At 40.7% G+C, this 15,938-nt stretch carries 14 protein-coding genes; 9 read left to right on the top strand and 5 right to left on the bottom strand.

Features of this window, described 5'->3' with window-relative positions; all coding sequences use genetic code 11:
* Positions 1 to 35: 35 nt before the first annotated feature.
* Entirely contained in the window at positions 36 to 1,097 is a 1,062-nt protein-coding gene (locus tag QMA04_RS13160; protein WP_290186306.1) for a saccharopine dehydrogenase family protein, read from the bottom strand.
* A gap of 251 nt (positions 1,098 to 1,348) precedes the next feature.
* Here QMA04_RS13160 and QMA04_RS13155 point away from each other — a divergent pair, with 251 nt between their 5' ends.
* The 7 genes from QMA04_RS13155 to QMA04_RS13125 all read left to right on the top strand — a co-directional run bounded on the left by QMA04_RS13155 (position 1,349) and on the right by QMA04_RS13125 (position 9,973).
* Positions 1,349 to 1,741 carry a DUF485 domain-containing protein gene (locus tag QMA04_RS13155; RefSeq protein WP_191715242.1) on the top strand — a complete coding sequence of 131 codons (393 nt, stop codon included), beginning with the start codon at positions 1,349 to 1,351 and terminating at the stop codon, positions 1,739 to 1,741.
* On the top strand, positions 1,738 to 3,273 hold the full coding sequence (locus QMA04_RS13150; RefSeq protein ID WP_191715243.1) for a solute symporter family protein: 1,536 nt from the start codon (positions 1,738 to 1,740) through the stop codon (positions 3,271 to 3,273). The genes QMA04_RS13155 and QMA04_RS13150 overlap by 4 nt, the downstream gene beginning before the upstream one ends.
* A 127-nt stretch (positions 3,274 to 3,400) precedes the next feature.
* A complete protein-coding gene (locus tag QMA04_RS13145; RefSeq protein ID WP_191715244.1) occupies positions 3,401 to 4,402 on the top strand; it encodes a S8 family peptidase in 1,002 nt (333 codons plus the stop codon).
* 225 nt (positions 4,403 to 4,627) lie between these two features.
* On the top strand, positions 4,628 to 6,046 hold the full coding sequence (locus QMA04_RS13140) for a YfcC family protein (RefSeq protein ID WP_225218474.1): 1,419 nt from the start codon (positions 4,628 to 4,630) through the stop codon (positions 6,044 to 6,046).
* A gap of 170 nt (positions 6,047 to 6,216) precedes the next feature.
* The gene (locus QMA04_RS13135; protein WP_290186301.1) at positions 6,217 to 7,857 is read left to right on the top strand and encodes an ABC transporter substrate-binding protein; all 1,641 of its coding nucleotides are present in this window, start codon (positions 6,217 to 6,219) and stop codon (positions 7,855 to 7,857) included.
* Between the two features lie 17 nt (positions 7,858 to 7,874).
* Positions 7,875 to 8,954 (top strand): M42 family metallopeptidase, encoded by a 1,080-nt coding sequence (locus tag QMA04_RS13130; protein ID WP_290186299.1) that lies wholly within the window; start codon positions 7,875 to 7,877, stop codon positions 8,952 to 8,954.
* Positions 8,955 to 9,421: 467 nt separating this feature from the next.
* Positions 9,422 to 9,973 carry a GNAT family N-acetyltransferase gene (locus QMA04_RS13125; RefSeq protein ID WP_290186297.1) on the top strand — a complete coding sequence of 184 codons (552 nt, stop codon included), beginning with the start codon at positions 9,422 to 9,424 and terminating at the stop codon, positions 9,971 to 9,973.
* Positions 9,974 to 10,882: 909 nt separating this feature from the next.
* Here the strand turns inward: QMA04_RS13125 and QMA04_RS13120 are convergent.
* Together QMA04_RS13120 and QMA04_RS13115 are read right to left on the bottom strand one after the other, a co-directional pair.
* Positions 10,883 to 11,482, bottom strand: coding sequence for a hypothetical protein (locus tag QMA04_RS13120; protein ID WP_290186295.1), 600 nt, complete (start codon positions 11,480 to 11,482; stop codon positions 10,883 to 10,885).
* A 55-nt stretch (positions 11,483 to 11,537) separates the two neighbouring features.
* Positions 11,538 to 13,064: a hypothetical protein gene (locus tag QMA04_RS13115; protein ID WP_290186293.1), complete on the bottom strand. Its 1,527-nt coding sequence runs from the start codon at positions 13,062 to 13,064 to the stop codon at positions 11,538 to 11,540.
* A 304-nt stretch (positions 13,065 to 13,368) separates the two neighbouring features.
* Here QMA04_RS13115 and QMA04_RS13110 point away from each other — a divergent pair, with 304 nt between their 5' ends.
* Together QMA04_RS13110 and QMA04_RS13105 are read left to right on the top strand one after the other, a co-directional pair.
* Positions 13,369 to 13,920, top strand: coding sequence for a MerR family transcriptional regulator (locus QMA04_RS13110; protein ID WP_290186291.1), 552 nt, complete (start codon positions 13,369 to 13,371; stop codon positions 13,918 to 13,920).
* A 77-nt stretch (positions 13,921 to 13,997) separates the two neighbouring features.
* Complete coding sequence (locus tag QMA04_RS13105) at positions 13,998 to 14,171, top strand: hypothetical protein (RefSeq protein WP_290186289.1); 174 nt, start codon at positions 13,998 to 14,000, stop codon at positions 14,169 to 14,171.
* An 87-nt stretch (positions 14,172 to 14,258) separates the two neighbouring features.
* Here QMA04_RS13105 and QMA04_RS13100 read toward each other — a convergent pair whose 3' ends face one another.
* Both QMA04_RS13100 and QMA04_RS13095 read right to left on the bottom strand, forming a co-directional pair.
* The gene (locus QMA04_RS13100) at positions 14,259 to 14,471 is read right to left on the bottom strand and encodes a hypothetical protein (RefSeq protein WP_101191804.1); all 213 of its coding nucleotides are present in this window, start codon (positions 14,469 to 14,471) and stop codon (positions 14,259 to 14,261) included.
* 233 nt (positions 14,472 to 14,704) lie between these two features.
* Complete coding sequence (locus QMA04_RS13095) at positions 14,705 to 15,265, bottom strand: hypothetical protein (RefSeq protein WP_290186283.1); 561 nt, start codon at positions 15,263 to 15,265, stop codon at positions 14,705 to 14,707.
* Positions 15,266 to 15,938: the final 673 nt, after the last annotated feature.

Below are 15,938 nucleotides of genomic sequence, written 5' to 3'. Positions count from 1 at the left end.
TTTTTTGCTTTAAATCTGCAATTGTATTTTTAGATTCAGTAAGGATAAAAAACGTCGACTTCAAAAGTTCCGGAACCTGGCAGGCTTTCAACTAAGTTTGAACCGAAAAGCCCAGCTGGCGTATAAGATCCTCCTTCGACCTTTTTCTCCTGCAAACGCTGGACGATTTCTAATGAACCATAAACAGTCAGATCGTAAACATTCGCTGTTTGGATCCGAGCGACTTTGATGACGCCTTTCCGGTTTTTGGCTTCTCCCCAAATATAAGCGGGGGAATTGGCGCGTAAATCGCTATCCGGGCCTTTGACCCGTTTATCCACTTGTTTTTCGAGCTTCTCTTTCACCCAATCCGTGGCCAATAACGGACCTGCGGCGCCCATCAAACGGGCGCTGTATAGTTGCGCCTTTGGCATAGGGATCCAAGCGGAAATGTTCGGGATGCCAGTAGTATAAAAAGCTGTGGAAACATCTCCCCAAGGAATTCCCATCGCAGAGCGTGAACCGCGTCCGAAATCGATGATCCGGCGCTGTTTGCCAATCGGAACCGCCTCCAGCAAACCATTTTTTCTGTGCATGCTGCCGGATCCCAAACCTTGGATCATGGTTTTGAAGGTACCAGGTGAGATCCCGGAATCCGAATCGAACCCGAGTGACAATTCCGTTGCGTCCGGCATTTCTTCCTTCAACTTTAAGGCGATGCAATCTGTCGGTACGACGTCAAAGCCGACTCCTGAACAAAGAACAATCCCTTTTTCTTTCGCCCGTTCATGTTGGGAGTGGGTATGTTCGAATACAGAAACTTCACCGGTAATGTCCAAGTAATCCGTTTCGGCTGACAGGCAGGCCTCAATCATAAGTGCACTGGTTATTTCAAAAGGGCCGGCACAATGGAGAACCAAGTCGATTTCCTTCAAATGGTCTGCTGCCTGGTCGTTTAAGGGGAATGCTTGAAATTCCAAAGATAATTCTTCTGCTAAGGGACGGATCTTCTCGGCGTTGCGGCCACTAAGCACCGGTGACATTCCTCTTCTGACAGCTTCCCGGGCAATCAGTTCTCCGGTATAACCATTTGCTCCATATATCATCCATTTGTTCATTCTATTTGCTCCTCGTTATACGTCTTTCTAATGGTATTCTGTAAAAATGATCGAAACCCTTTGTTTGGATTCACATGGTCAAGAAAGTTGCAGTATTTCTCTTTATCTAAATAAAAGCTTCTTTTCTTACTGGTAATTTCCATTCGTTCTTATTAACATATTTTTACTAATCAATCATTGACTCTAAAAACGATAGATGCTTTAATTGTTTATAGATTCAGAAAAAATAAAAAATTAAAGGGGTGGAGAATGTGGAGAAAGTCATCACAAGCACGGAGAAACAGCGTGAAAGTGAAAATGAGAATCAGGTGCATGAGAGACCTGACGGGCATATACCGGATTTTCAGCAGATTGAAAACTCAGCAGGTTTCAGGGATTTGATGCGCAGAAAGAAACGTTTTTTGATTCCGACGACTATTTTATTTTTAGGACTTTATCTATTATTTAATATTGTGATTTCTTACACGAATTGGTTAGACGCCACTTTTATCGGGGACATCACTTGGGCATGGGTGTTTGCGTTCAGTCTATTTGCTATGACTTGGATACTTGTAACCGTTTACATGAAGCGTGCAGAGAAATTCGATGAAATGGCTAAAGATACACTGAAGGAATTTGATTATGACGAGGAGGAAACTCGATGAATGCTACGGTTATAGCCATTTTTGTTTTTATAGTTGGGATTACCCTTGTCATTACTTATTATGCAGCAAAACGGACAAACTCCGCGAGTGATTTTTATACTGCGGGAGGCGGTTTAACCGGCTGGCAGAATGGGTTGGCTATTGCGGGAGATTATTTATCAGCCGCCTCTTTTCTTGGGATTGCAGGGGCGATAGCTTTGTTCGGATTTGATGGCTTTCTTTTCTCCATCGGCTACCTTGTCGCTTATTTGGTAGTACTGTTCATCGTTGCTGAACCATTGCGCAACTTAGGGAAATACACTCTCGCTGACATGATCAATGCCCGTTTTAATGCGAAAAAAGTTCGTGGGGCAGCGGCGTTAAGCTCTATCACCATCGTTATTTTTTACATGATTGCACAGCTGGTGGGTGCAGGTGCATTGATTCAGCTGCTGTTTGGCATAGATTACATTTGGGCGGTTCTGCTTGTCGGAGTTATGATGACCATCTATGTTTTGTTCGGTGGGATGACTGCTACAAGTTGGGTGCAAATCATCAAAGCTGTTCTGTTGATGGTCGGTACAGTCATTTTATCTTTCCTTGTATTAAAGAATTTCAATTTCAATATACTGGAAATGTTTGCGCAAATGAAAACGGCTACGCCTCACGGAGAAGCCTATTTAAGTCCGGGAGTTAGATACAAAATTCCTTTGGATACCATTTCGTTGATGCTGGCTCTAGTATTGGGTACTGCAGGACTGCCGCATATCCTTATGCGCTTCTTTACTGTAAAAGATGCAAAAACTGCACGAAGCTCGGTCATGTGGGCTACATGGATCGTCGGAATTTTCTACGTTATGACGATTTTCCTTGGTTTCGGCGCAGCCGCTTTCGTTGGATCTGATTTAATTACTTCCACAAATCCGGCCGGTAACATGGCGGCACCGTTATTGGCTCAAGCATTAGGTGGAGACATACTGATGTCATTCATTTCGGCAGTCGCATTTGCAACGATTCTCGCTGTAGTAGCGGGGTTGGTTTTGACAGGTGCTTCAGCTTTTGCCCATGATATTTACGGCCAAATCATCAAAAAAGGCCAAGCGACTGAGCGCCAGCAAATGTTGGCGGCACGCTATGCGTCTCTTGGGGTTTCGGCGTTCTCGATTCTTTTGGCAATCTTTGCCCAAAGCTTGAACGTAGCGTTCCTGGTATCACTGGCATTCTGTATTGCTGCCAGCGCGAATCTGCCGGTTATCGTCTACACGATCTTCTGGAAACGCTTCAATACAACGGGAGCGATATCGGCGATTCTGACAGGCTTAATTTCAGCGTTAGTGCTGGTATCGCTCAGCCCGAGCGTAATGAGTCCGGAAGTCGGCGCCGCAATTTTAGTGGGCGACCCGATCTTCCCATTGACGAATCCGGCTCTGTTATCTGTGCCGCTTGGTTTCATCGGCGGATGGGTTGGAACGATGCTATCGAAAGAAAAAGACCTCAAGAAATATTCTGAAGTCAATGTCCGTGCCAATACAGGTGGATTTAGACAATTATAAGATGGATAAATGGAAAACCGATGCCTTTTGGGTGTCGGTTTTTTCATTGAAATAATAAAGGATTTAACAGTCTTTCGACGAATAGAAGGAGTATGAAAATAATTGGAAATTATAAGGAGTGAATTCAATGGCGAAGCTTCACTTAATTCCATATCGTGTAGAAGAAATAATGGAACAAGCACCCCAGATTCCGGAAGGCGTCCGGATGATCCAGGCACCGGAAGTATGGGCGGATGCAGAACGGGGAAAAGGAAACATCGTAGCGATTCTTGACACGGGTTGCCAGCCGGATCATCCTGACCTCAAGGATCGCATCGTAGGGGGGAGAAACTTCACCCCTGACTTTGGAGGGGATGTTGCTAATTTCGACGATAACAACGGCCATGGCACACATGTCGCGGGGACAGTTGCTGCTTCTTTCAGGCCAGAAGGAGGAATCGCCGGTGTTGCTCCGGAAGCCCACCTGCTCATTTTAAAAGTTTTGTCAGGAGAAGGCGGCGGAGAATACCAGGGGATTATTGATGGTATCCATTTCGCGATAGATTGGAAAGGTCCAGACGGAGAAACGGTAAGCGTCATTTCCATGTCTCTAGGCGGCCCAGAGGATGTTGAAGAGCTCCATGCAGCGATTAAGCGTGCAGTGGATGCGGGGATTCCAGTGGTCTGTGCGGCAGGAAACGAAGGAGACGACAGTTCCGATACGGATGAATTTGCTTATCCCGGCGCATACGGTGAAGTGATTCAGGTTGGGGCAGTAGACTTTGACCGCCGAATTGCGAACTTCAGCAACACGAATGACGAAATCGACTTGGTGGCTCCAGGCGTTGATATCTACTCAACATTTCCGGGAGGAAAACACGCCAGCTTGTCTGGTACATCCATGGCGACGCCCCATGTCTCGGGCGCTTTGGTGCTGGTCAAAAATATTGCAGAAAAAGAGTTCGCCCGTGAATTGACAGAAGCTGAGCTTTACGCCCAATTAGTGCGCCGCACTGTGCCGCTCGGCTATCCAAAAACGGCAGAAGGCAACGGTTTGCTGGCGTTGGATATTATAAATAAGTTTGAACAATTATTAAAGCTGGTCAACACTTCTTATAGTACCGGTGTTGAAAGAAAAGAGAGAAGGTAGAACAAAAAGCCATTCCGGCTACAACAAACGGAATGGCTTTACTTTTTTGACCAAAAAGTAAAGCCTATTCTTTGACGTCCAGTCTCCAAAGCAGTATTTTTTCTTAAATTTTAGAAAAAACTGATTTGATAATTTTCTTTTGAACTTATATACTGGTAACCAATCCTTTTCGGTAGGCGAAATAGTGGGAAGGAAATCAACGAGTCGAAAGGAAATGAACCGTTTATGAGTGTTCCCGAAAATCAGCAAGAAGCTAAAAACAAGAAAAAAAGAAAGTTTGAAATGCCTGATACATACGTCATCTTGTTTATTGTGTTATTGATCGCTGTGGCAGCCACTTATATTGTGCCGGCGGGAACTTTTGAACGAGAACTGGTAGATGAAGTAGAACGGGTCGTACCGAATACATATGCACAAACTGACAGCAATCCTACAGGTTTCATGGACATTTTCCTTGCTTTGCAGGAAGGGATGGTACAATCGGGCGGATTGATTTTCCTGGTCCTGTTTGCCGGTGGGGCATTCGAAGTGGTGGAGCGTTCTGGAGCGATCAAAGGAGGCATCCTGCGCGCAGTCAATAAAACCAAAGGAAAAGAGTTCCTGCTCATTGCTTTGGTCTCCATCCTGTTTGCTCTTGGTGGAGCAGTCGGAGCGGTAGCAAACTCGATTATTCCGTTTGTGGCAATTGGGGTCATCATTGCAAGAGCTTTAAAGCTGGATGCCATTGTTGCCGTGGCCATTACGTTTGGGGCAACATTTGCTGGATTCAATGTCGGATTTTTGAATCCTTATACAGTGGGTATTGCTCAGTCTATTGCGGATGTGCCGTTGTTTTCCGGCATGGGGTTGCGCGTAATCGCTTTTGTGGTGATTGTCGGTGTGACGATTTTGTACACGTGGAGCTACGCAAAGAAAGTATTGGCAGATCCATCGAGAAGCCTGATTGGTGTGCTGGATGAAGGCAAAGAAGGGGAATCTCCACTGGATGCTCCATTTACCGGACGGCACAAGCTGATTTTGTCATTTGTCGGACTCTGCCTGGCGTTCTTTGTTTATGCGACCATTGAATTTCAATGGACCATTGACCATATGGCCGCATTCTTTATCATAATCGGCATTGGTGCAGGCATCATTGCCGGAATGGATTACAATAAATTAACTTTGACCTTCTTGGAGGGCTGCAAAAATTTGGTGTATGGGGCATTGATTATCGGGGTAGCCCGGGCAATCTTGATTGTTATGGAAAATGCGTTGATTTTGGATACTTTTGTCCAAGCACTCTCGGTCCCTTTAGAAGGACTGACGCCGGTCTTTGCGGCGTTGGGGATGTTCGTCGCCAATGGTGCTTTGAACTTCTTGGTCCCTTCGGGAAGTGGACAAGCCATGATTGTTATGCCGATTCTGACGCCATTGTCGGATATGATCGGCGTTACAAGGCAAGTTGCTGTTCAGGCCTATCAGTTTGGTGATGGATTCACCAACAGTATATTTCCAACATCCGGACCTTTGATGGCCAGCCTCGCTGTAGCAGGCGTACCCTGGATCAAATGGGCGAAGTGGATGCTGCCTTTATTGTTGATGTGGACAGTCATTGCCGTTATTATGCTGACAATCGGCGTGCTGATTAATTGGGGACCGATTTAAAGGCCGGGTTCTATAGGTCAGATACTTTCTTTGAATTAAAGATGAATATTTATTTGAAAATTCAAATTAAAATACTTATACTTTTATTTATCTACTTTTTGTCTATATTTATAATTAATTGATTTCCAGAATGTAGAGGAAAGGCAGAAAACAAACGAGGAGGAAACATCATGAAGAAGAAATCACATCGCCCATTTTATATGTTGCTGATTTTGGTTTTATTGCTGGCTGCCTGTTCTGGAAACTCCGAATCAGGAGAGACGGAAAATAGTGGGGGAGAAATGACTGAGGAAGACAAGCAGGGCGGCACATTGATTTATGGCCGTGGAGCTGACTCGGTTGGACTGGATCCGATTAACGTGACGGACGGGGAATCCATTCGGGTCACCCACAATGTTTTCGAAACCTTATTGGAATACGATCATAATTTGGAGCTGCAGCCGAAGCTTGCAACCGAGTACAGTTCTAGTGAAGACGGATTGACTTGGACATTCCAGTTGCGGGAAGGCGTTAAATTTCATGATGGAACTGATTTCAATGCCGATGCAGTAGTCTTCAACTTTGAACGGTGGATGGACACTGAAAACCCGTACCATCAAGGAGATTTTCCTTACTACCCGTTTCTTTATGGCGGATTTAAAGGAGATGAAAATCACCTGATTGAGCATGTAGTCGCTACAGGAGAACATGAGCTTGAAATCAAATTGAAGCGCAAAACAGCTCCGTTCCTCAGTTATTTAGCTATATCCATGTTCGGGATTGCGAGTCCGGCCGCTATTGAGCAATACGGTGCTGAATTGAATGAGCACCCAGTGGGTACAGGGCCATTTATGTTTGAAGAATGGAGCCGCAACAGCACCATTACATTGGCAAAAAACCCGGATTACTGGATGGAAGGGAAACCTTATTTGGACAAACTCATCTACCAGGTGATTCCCGAAAATTCGGCGCGCTTGAACGCGCTGCAGACCGGCGAAATCGATGTACTTGATGGAATGAATGCCGGAGACACCAATGTCGTGGAAGAAACGCAGGGGCTCGAACTACAGAAACGTCCAAGCTTCAATATCGGTTACATGGCGTTCAATATGGAAAAAGAGCCGTTTGATGATCCATTGGTGCGAAAAGCGATTAATATGGCCATCAATAAAGAGGAAATTGTCGATGCTTTCTATAATGGAATGGCAGATCCGGCAACGAGTCCATTGCCGCCTTCGTTATGGAGCTACGATGATACCTTGGAGAAATACGATTACAATGTCGAGGAAGCGAAAAAGCTCTTGGCTGAAGCCGGCTATGAAAATGGTTTTGAGACGGAATTGTATACCATGAGCAATCCGCGCCCTTATTTGCCCGAACCGATGAAAATTGCTGAAGCAATTCAGTCAGATCTGGCCGAAATCGGCATTACAGCCGAGATTGTATCGACGGAGTGGGCAACTTATTTGGATGACACGAAGAGTGGAAAGCATACCATGGCTATGTATGGCTGGACTGGCGTTATGGCTGATCCGGATAACTTCCTCTATCCAAACTTGAGTAAGACTAACGCAGAAGTGCCGGCGCAGAATATCGCTTTTTATAAGAGTGATGAGTTCACTTCCTTGATCACGGAAGCCAGAGAAACCCTGGACCAGGATAAACGCACAGAACTTTACAAGGAAGCGCAGCAATTGTTCCAAGAAGATGCACCGTGGGTAATGCTTGCCTATACGACTCCGCCGCTTGCACAAAGCGATTATGTGGAAGACTACAAACCGCATCCCATGAGCAATGACTTGATGACTGATGTATATTTATCAAACCAATAGTTTGGAGTGGATGATTGTTGTATGAATTACTGAAAGGTTTATGTGAACTGATCGGGCCAAGCGGCTTTGAACAGGATGTACAGCGTTTCATCAAAAATGAAATTCAAGACAAAGTAGACGTGCTGGAAATCGATGCGCTCGGCAATCTGATTGCCACAGTAAAAGGGACGGATCCGGAAATGCCGTCGATCCTATTGGCAGCACATGCGGATGAAATCGGGTTTATCGTCAAAAAAATCGAGCCGAACGGAACATTGCGTTTTGAACTGCTGGGTGGATTCGATAACCGCGTCTTGCTTGCTCAGCCAGTTGCTATTAAAGGAACGGACGGCTATATAGAAGGTGTGATCGGAACTTTGGCTGTTCATTACGTGAAATGGGATGATCCAAAGCGGATCGCGTCTCATCGGGATATGTATATCGATGTCGGGGCAGCTTCTGCTGAGGAAGTTCTGGAAATGGGTATCAAAGTGGGGCAGCCAATCAGTTATGGCAGCGGCCTGAAGTTGGCGGGAGATAAAAAACGCAATCGGGTAGTCGGAAAAGCGCTGGACGACCGAGCAGGATGTGCGGTGTTGATCGAACTGATTAACCGGCTTCAAGCAAATCCCGAGAAACTCTATGGCGATATCTACTGCGTCTTTACTGTGCAAGAAGAAGTGGGGTTAAGAGGGGCTTCTGTACTATCGCCGAACAAGAAACCGGACTTTGCACTGGCGATTGATACGACGCCCACCAGTGATACGTATGATGTATTGATGACAGGAACCAGAGTTCTTGGGCAGGGCCCGTGCATAAAAATTGCAGACAAGTCATTGATTTCGCATCCGCTGGTCACCGGACTTTTGGAAAAAGTAGCAGGAGAGCAAGATATTCCTTATCAACAGGAAATTTTCATGGGGATCGGGACTGATGCGGGAGCCATTCATATGACTTCTACTGGAGTTTCATCAGGAGTCGTATCGATTCCTTCACGTTATACCCACACCCCGATTGAAGTTGTTGATTTAGACGATCTTGAGAATACCGTGCGTTTAGTAGAAGCATTTGTACTTTCGTCAAAAGAGTTAGTTGGAAAGAATTTTTTAGATACATGAATAGCGTGGCCGGGTGTCTTACTAAGACATCCGGCTTTTTACTGAGTAGAATTATTTTACATTACCTCAAAAATCATATTGTTCGTAAAAGTAGGTGAGGATCAGCGAACGTTCGTAAAGTGATTTGACATGTTTACGAACGTTCTTTTTGGTCATTTTCAGCCCTTTTCAAATCGTTCGTAAAAGTGTACTTTTACGAACGGTTACTTGTCTCGTGAAATTAAAATATCAATCATAAACCAGCTAATCTATAGGAGTGATGATAATTTATAAATAAATTGGTATCTTACTTAATAAATAGTTCGAAAAAACCAATAATTGTAAATGGTCTTAATGATATAATTAAATTACTACATAGAGAGGTGTGATTCATATGAAAAACTCAAAAATATATAAGGTGATTGAAAAGTAGATTGATTTAATCTTCTTTTCAGTAATAAGAATAAAAAAATGAAAAGAGGACACGTATGTATAAAGATGAAGAATTAGCAATTCGCCCTGTGAATGAGACAGACCTGCCCGTACTTTGGGAATTAATCTACAAAGAAGATGCGCCAGAATGGAAAAAATGGGATGCTCCCTATTTCCCTCATAAATCTAAGCCTTACGAAAAATTTCTCGAAACGGCACCAACGTTGGTGGATAAAGAGAGTTTTTGGGTTATTACAAGCAACGATATAGTATGTGGGATTGTCTCCTATTACTTTGAAGATGAACAATCTAACTGGTTAGAGGTAGGAATTGTCATTCATGAAGGCCATAACTGGAATAAAGGGATAGGAACTCGTTCTCTGAAACTCTGGCTTAATCATATTTTTAACTCATTACCAGCTGTAAGGGTAGGATTGACTACTTGGTCCGGCAATGAAAGAATGATTCGAGTTGGAGAGAAATTAGGGATGCAACTAGAAGCTCGCATTAGAAAAGTACGTTTTTACGAAAATAAATATTATGATTCTATTCGTATGGGAATTTTAAGAGAAGAATGGGAATCATTGAATTCTACTGTGAAAATTTAAAAATGAAAAAGGACTGCCAGTGAATTAAACCTCCAATAATGGACACTTAAAAAGTGACCCTATTGGAGGTTTTTCCAATAGCATTTGATAAGACCTTATCACTTTTACTGAAAGAGCAGCTCGAGGGGGATGTAGTGCAAGTTCCGCATCGAATGTTTTCCGTCATTTGCGAAAAGCAGTAATTAATATTTCTAATGATTAGTTTACATATCCCGAATTATCGGAAGTCTCCTAATTAAAGAGAAAGAAGATGTTATTAACTCAGCATCTTCTTTCTCTTCTTAATGGCTCTTATAATTTGTAATTCGTAAAAATTCGAATGACAAATACGGAACTGCGATTTCGATCTAGGTCCTTTTTCTCGTCAAGTTCATTTAGAAAGTTGTTTAACTTTAGGAGCTCTTCCTATTTGGCTATTAGAATTCCTGCTACTTCTGATAGCCTACCGCAGAGATTTTATTCAAAACACACCAATTACGATTAAATAGATACCGAATAATATAAAAAGCGAACCGCTTATGATCAAAAACAATTTTAATAGCCAGAAATTTACGATTGGTGGAAGGAATAGTGTATTTTGAAATCCGCTAAAATCATCTGTCTCAAGAAATCTTTTTTTCTTTATGTAGACTATTCCTGCTACTAAACAAGCAACCCCCAGGAGTAGGGTTATTATACCCGAACCATATTGATCGGAATTCAAAGAAATTCCTCCCTTATCATTTTTTCAGCCTCTAACTTCCGGTAACTTGTGATATGTAAACTGGTTCATTTACTTTTAAAAGAGGCTTATGCTCTTTTCTCTTTTTTTGATTGATAAGTAGATGTTGCCAATTGTATTTTGATCAAATCCTCTGCAGAAAATTCAAAATGGACACAGTTATTTTGTGTAAGTTCTCCTCATCTTATCTATGGATTAATCTCTTCAATAAAAAATTCTTCCGTTGTAAAATCCTTTTTAATTTCCTCAATTAATTCTTCGTTTCGATCTAGAAAATTAAGGTCGGAGGATATTGTGTCCTCTTCTAACTCTTGAGGGAAAAACCAGAGAATGACATCTTCGACATCGTCTTTAGAAATATAGTCTGTCAATGGATAAACTGCTAACGGGTCTTCGTATTCTGGATACCATGAACCTGCTAAGTATTTGACCTCTTCATTTTTAACGAGGCCGTAAGTGTATTCCGAATTTTCCGGTGCGTGTAGAAATGCAATTGTATGGTTTAGATTTACATCAAACACATTCAGGTTGGTAGGAAAAATTTCGAAGTCTGTGTAAAATATGTTAAACAAGAAGCGCCGCTCGGTGGTCATGAGTGCAACGGAAAGCGCCCCATTTTCATCTATCAGGATTACATGTTCCTCGTGTACCATAGGAATAAGTGTAGCATCTGTTGATTGTTGCAGTTCTTCGAATGCGCCCTCTGGAGTGGTGTGATACCCAGTTACAAGAAAGATAACAAGGATTATTACAACAACCACGCTAATCCATAAAAGAGTTTTTTTCATTTTCCGCCTCCTCAATTCAAATAATTAACAGTAAAAAAGTATAGGATTCTTCTCTCTATTTATAGGATAGAGAAGTAAATTCGAAGTTTTTCACATTATTTCCCCAATCTATCGTTTGTATACCGGTAGTTATTCCATCTGGATTCTTATACCCAATCTTTAGATCGTCTTTTTTAGCCCCTGCTAATCTCCATTCTACACCTACAACGAAATGATATTTCAAACCCGTAGTGTCAGAATTATAGTCAAACCTAATTCCGACCGGATGTCTGTTATTTAAAGCATTTCTATATTTCAAACTATTGTTATAAGAACTTAAGTGTGGGTCTTTGACTTCTGTATAACTCCATGTTGATGTTGCAGTTTCATTTATATGTTTTATCATCCCGTTGGATAATTGCCGTAATGTTGATCCTGCAAGTCCAGCCCCCATGTCACTACGCATGTTGTTTATAAGTTTACCTACTTTTTGATCATAAGAGGTTCCAGAAAAATAAGTTTCATCTCGAATATTAAATTTACGGACATCGTGGTAATAGTCCATTATCATGGCAGCTGTTGTGGGTCCGCATGCCGATTTTGGAAAGTTTACATATGGCCCTCGTTGATAAAATCTTTCTACCAATAACGTTTGACTATAAGAGGTTGCTGCAGATGTCACTACACCTGAAACTATTTCTCCGGTTATTGGATCTATTATTGTATCTTCGTAACTGTCTTCGACTATTATTTCTTCTGGAGTACTATCTTCTTCTACTGTTTCATCAAAAGCACTTTGCTCATCAGCTATTGAAAACGAAGAAGCTGGCTCAAGGGGAGTTTCACTTAATAATTCATCCCAAAATTCATTTCTTTCATTGTCCTTATCAAAAGGTTCCAAAGCGCCCCGTTCTAAATCCTCAGATTCAGCTGTGACATCTTCTAATAACATTTGTATTTCTGCTTCATCTTCACTCAACGTATCGACTAAAGTCTGTTTTTCTGTAATTGCATTTCTACTCTGAGCACTTAAGTTATTACCTGCTTTAATCTCAATAATTAATTTTTCTTTTTTTATTTTAGTTTCTTTCTGTACAGCTTTAAATTCTTTTTTTTGTTGATTAAACAATTCGACTTGTTGTTTTTTACTATCTTGAAACCATGCTTTCAACTCTTCAGTATTATTTAAGAAAACCACAGCACCAGGTCCTAAATAATAAGCTTTTTTATCTCCTTTTTCTTTAAAATCGGTTGGGAAATTGCCTTCCTCGCTATACTCATTAATTGGATTTAAAGAGTCAACAGCCGTTACTATATAATAACCATCATCGTTTTTTACTGTGAAGTAGTAAGCGACAAGAGTATCATCAACATCATACAAAAATTCTTGTAGAATAAGCTCTTGATCAGCGTGTTTTAATCCATTATCTCTGATATATTTTTCTAAAGCTGAAGTAGCAATTTCAGGACTGATAATTTCTCCGCCTGAACTTACTTGTTTATTTATAGAAACTGGCGACGATGTAGGAACTGTGGCATACGAAGATTGAGAAAATGTGAATATAGAAATAAATACTAACCCCATTGCTAATGACTTTTTCAATAAAGAACTTCCATTCTAACTAAATTTTGGTTTTAATATAGTCTAATGGTATTGGTTCAAATAGTATACATAAATTAAAAATAATTTTTATTTATAAATTTATGATGTTTTTTTGACTTTTAATGTACTTTAATCTAATTAATTTGATGATTGAGATGTAATATAGATTTTATAAAACGAGAGTTAGATCAAACGGGTAAATAATTATAGAAACTGATTAACAAAGGCTACACCTTTGAGAAGGTGGCAACTTCTTTTAGAGTTATATATAAATTGTAAATAAAAAAAGAGGGGCGAGTGTTCGATGACTCCTAGCGAAGTAAGTACCAAATTAAATATCCAACCCTCTACATTACGAAAGTATTCGGCTTTACTTGAACAGGAAGGAATTCAATTCAAACGAACACATAAAAATGCCCGTCTCTACACAGATAGCGAGTGCATAGCGATTGAAGGCATCATAGAGACAGTACATAGCGGTAAGAAATCGCTTGAAGAGGCTGTCATAGAAGCCTCTAGTGGTTTAAAAAAGAGCGTCTCCGTAGCGCCACGCGAGCGCGATAGCGACGACATAGCAGCTGCTACGTTAAATGAAGTCAAAGAGCTGAAAACCCAGTTGCAGCAACAAGAAGAGCGCCAAAAAGAACGGGATATTATGTTTGTGGAAGTCCTGGAGAAAATGCAGCAAAAGATCGATCGGATGGAAGAACAACAGAAGCAGTTACTTACACCAGTACCGGAAGAATCCGAGTTAGATGCGCCAGAATCGTCCTCACAGGAGCCAGAAAGTGAAACTCAAACGGTAACACACAAAAAAGACACACGAAGTTTATGGGCCAGAATCTGGAACAAATAAAGGGTACTGTTTTAGCGGAATTGAATGTAACTTAAGTGCAGTTAAGTTACATTCAAAATACTTATAGGGGGGAGAAAATGGGGAAGCTACTAGCATATATGTTTATAGGCTTGATATTCCTAACTACAGGAATTTATGTATCCACTTTTTTAACTACAACATGGATTATAGTTGGCGTACTTCTTGCAGTACTGGGAGGAATATTAATGGGCAGTAGCTCTTTGTTTTTACCTAAGTACGTTAAAAAATAAGTGTCATAGAGATCTTTTACTGAATCTGAATGTAACTTAATGTGAATTAAGTTACATTCAAATTAAGAGAAAACAAATGTTAAACAGTTAGTCTATATTTGATTTTTTTGCGTTACCTGATTTCTTGTTTGTATATAAGACATAAACAGCATTTAGAATGAACAATACTATTGCGGATATTAAAAAGCCAAGTATTCCAGGTATATTAGGTCCCGTTATTAAGAAGAAAATAGTAGCTAAAACAAATGCAGTAAAGCCAGCCATACTCATTTTCCATCGGGAATTATCTAGTCTTGACATACCAACGCTCCACCTTTCTCATACAAAGAATAGTTATCTCAAAAATTACTAGTTCTGAAACCTTAAGTTCGACTAGCTTAGGACAATTATCTTTTTTAGAAAGACAATTATTGTCTTTAGTATAACTGAAATAAAGAATATTTTTTAAGAATTCTGAATGTAACATAAGTGTAATTAAGTTACATTCATTTTATTGATTACAAAGGCTTTTATTCTTCTTTTTGTCTATCACTCTATTCACTTGCCGGCTCAATTACCTTTCCGTTTTCATCGTAAAGCGTAAAGGTAAGAAAAGTCTCTTTTAAATCTTCAGGGAGTTTTTTGTATACCAAAAACGTTGCATCTTCAGGAATAGGTGAAGTGAAACTGAAGTCCTCATCGGCAAATTCAGATTTCGCCGTAATGTGATCGATTCGCAAATCCGGATTTTTTCCGGCCAGAATACCATATACGCCTTGATTCGTTTTAAGGTCACGGTATTTGACAATATTCGTTCCTGCACCTGATTCTACAATTTTGAATTGTCCATTCCACCCTTTAAGCAAGTGTGCATACCCCACATATTTATCTGCTGTCTCAAAAAGCACAACGTACGATGTAGTATGGTCGATCTGTGTCATTTCCAGGATTTTAATTTCAATTTCCTCTTCGCTTCCTCTACTTTCCCATGTCGTCAAATCAGCATGGATAGACGCTCGACTGTCTTTAACAGAATACTGATTAACATAAAATACTGTATAACCAACACCAATTACTAGAATACATAAAAGAGCAAACAACAATTTCTTCTTCATTTTTTACCTCCATCAGACTTTGTAGGATACCCGTCCATTCTTGCACTTTTTTCGTTCGTACTGGTCATATTAGAAATCACCTTCGTCAGTACTAATTATACCAATCATTTCCAATGGAAAAGTTATTTTAAACTGGCTATTCATAATTTTTTCTTGATTTTGAATGTAACTTATTATCAAGTAAGTTACATTCAAAACCTTTATTTCAGTGATCTTCGAAGAGCGAGAGATAAGAATGGATTTGCTAGAAAAAATGATACATTCAAAAGGCTATTCTCTATGGTTATAAAATCGTGTTTTTGAAAGAATCTAAGTTTACATATCGTAAAGTTATCAGAAGGGAAGGAACTCGTTTAAGGTTTCTTCCCTTGTTGCTTGGAGAAGTGTACTTTTACGAACGGCCATATTCTCTGGAGGTTTGTTGCAGGTTTTTAAAGTAGCGGGTATTAATATGAACTGATGTTTTTATAACCGTTTGAAGGGAGAGCTAGATATGATGAAAAATAACAAAAAACAGTATTTCGAATATTATGCAAATGGTAAGGTAATATTATAGGTAGCGGAGGTGTTTTCCTGCTTCTATCCAGTGAAAAAATAAGGAAGTACTCCCATTCTATTTTCAACCTAAGGAGTTCTTTTGATTATTCAGCAAAAGTAAGTGGAGGGAGGTCGC

The sequence above is a fragment of the Planococcus sp. APC 3900 genome, assembly GCF_030407735.1.
Classification (GTDB): Bacteria; Bacillota; Bacilli; order Bacillales_A; family Planococcaceae; genus Planococcus; species Planococcus notacanthi.
This window is presented reverse-complemented; position numbering and strand designations above follow the sequence as displayed.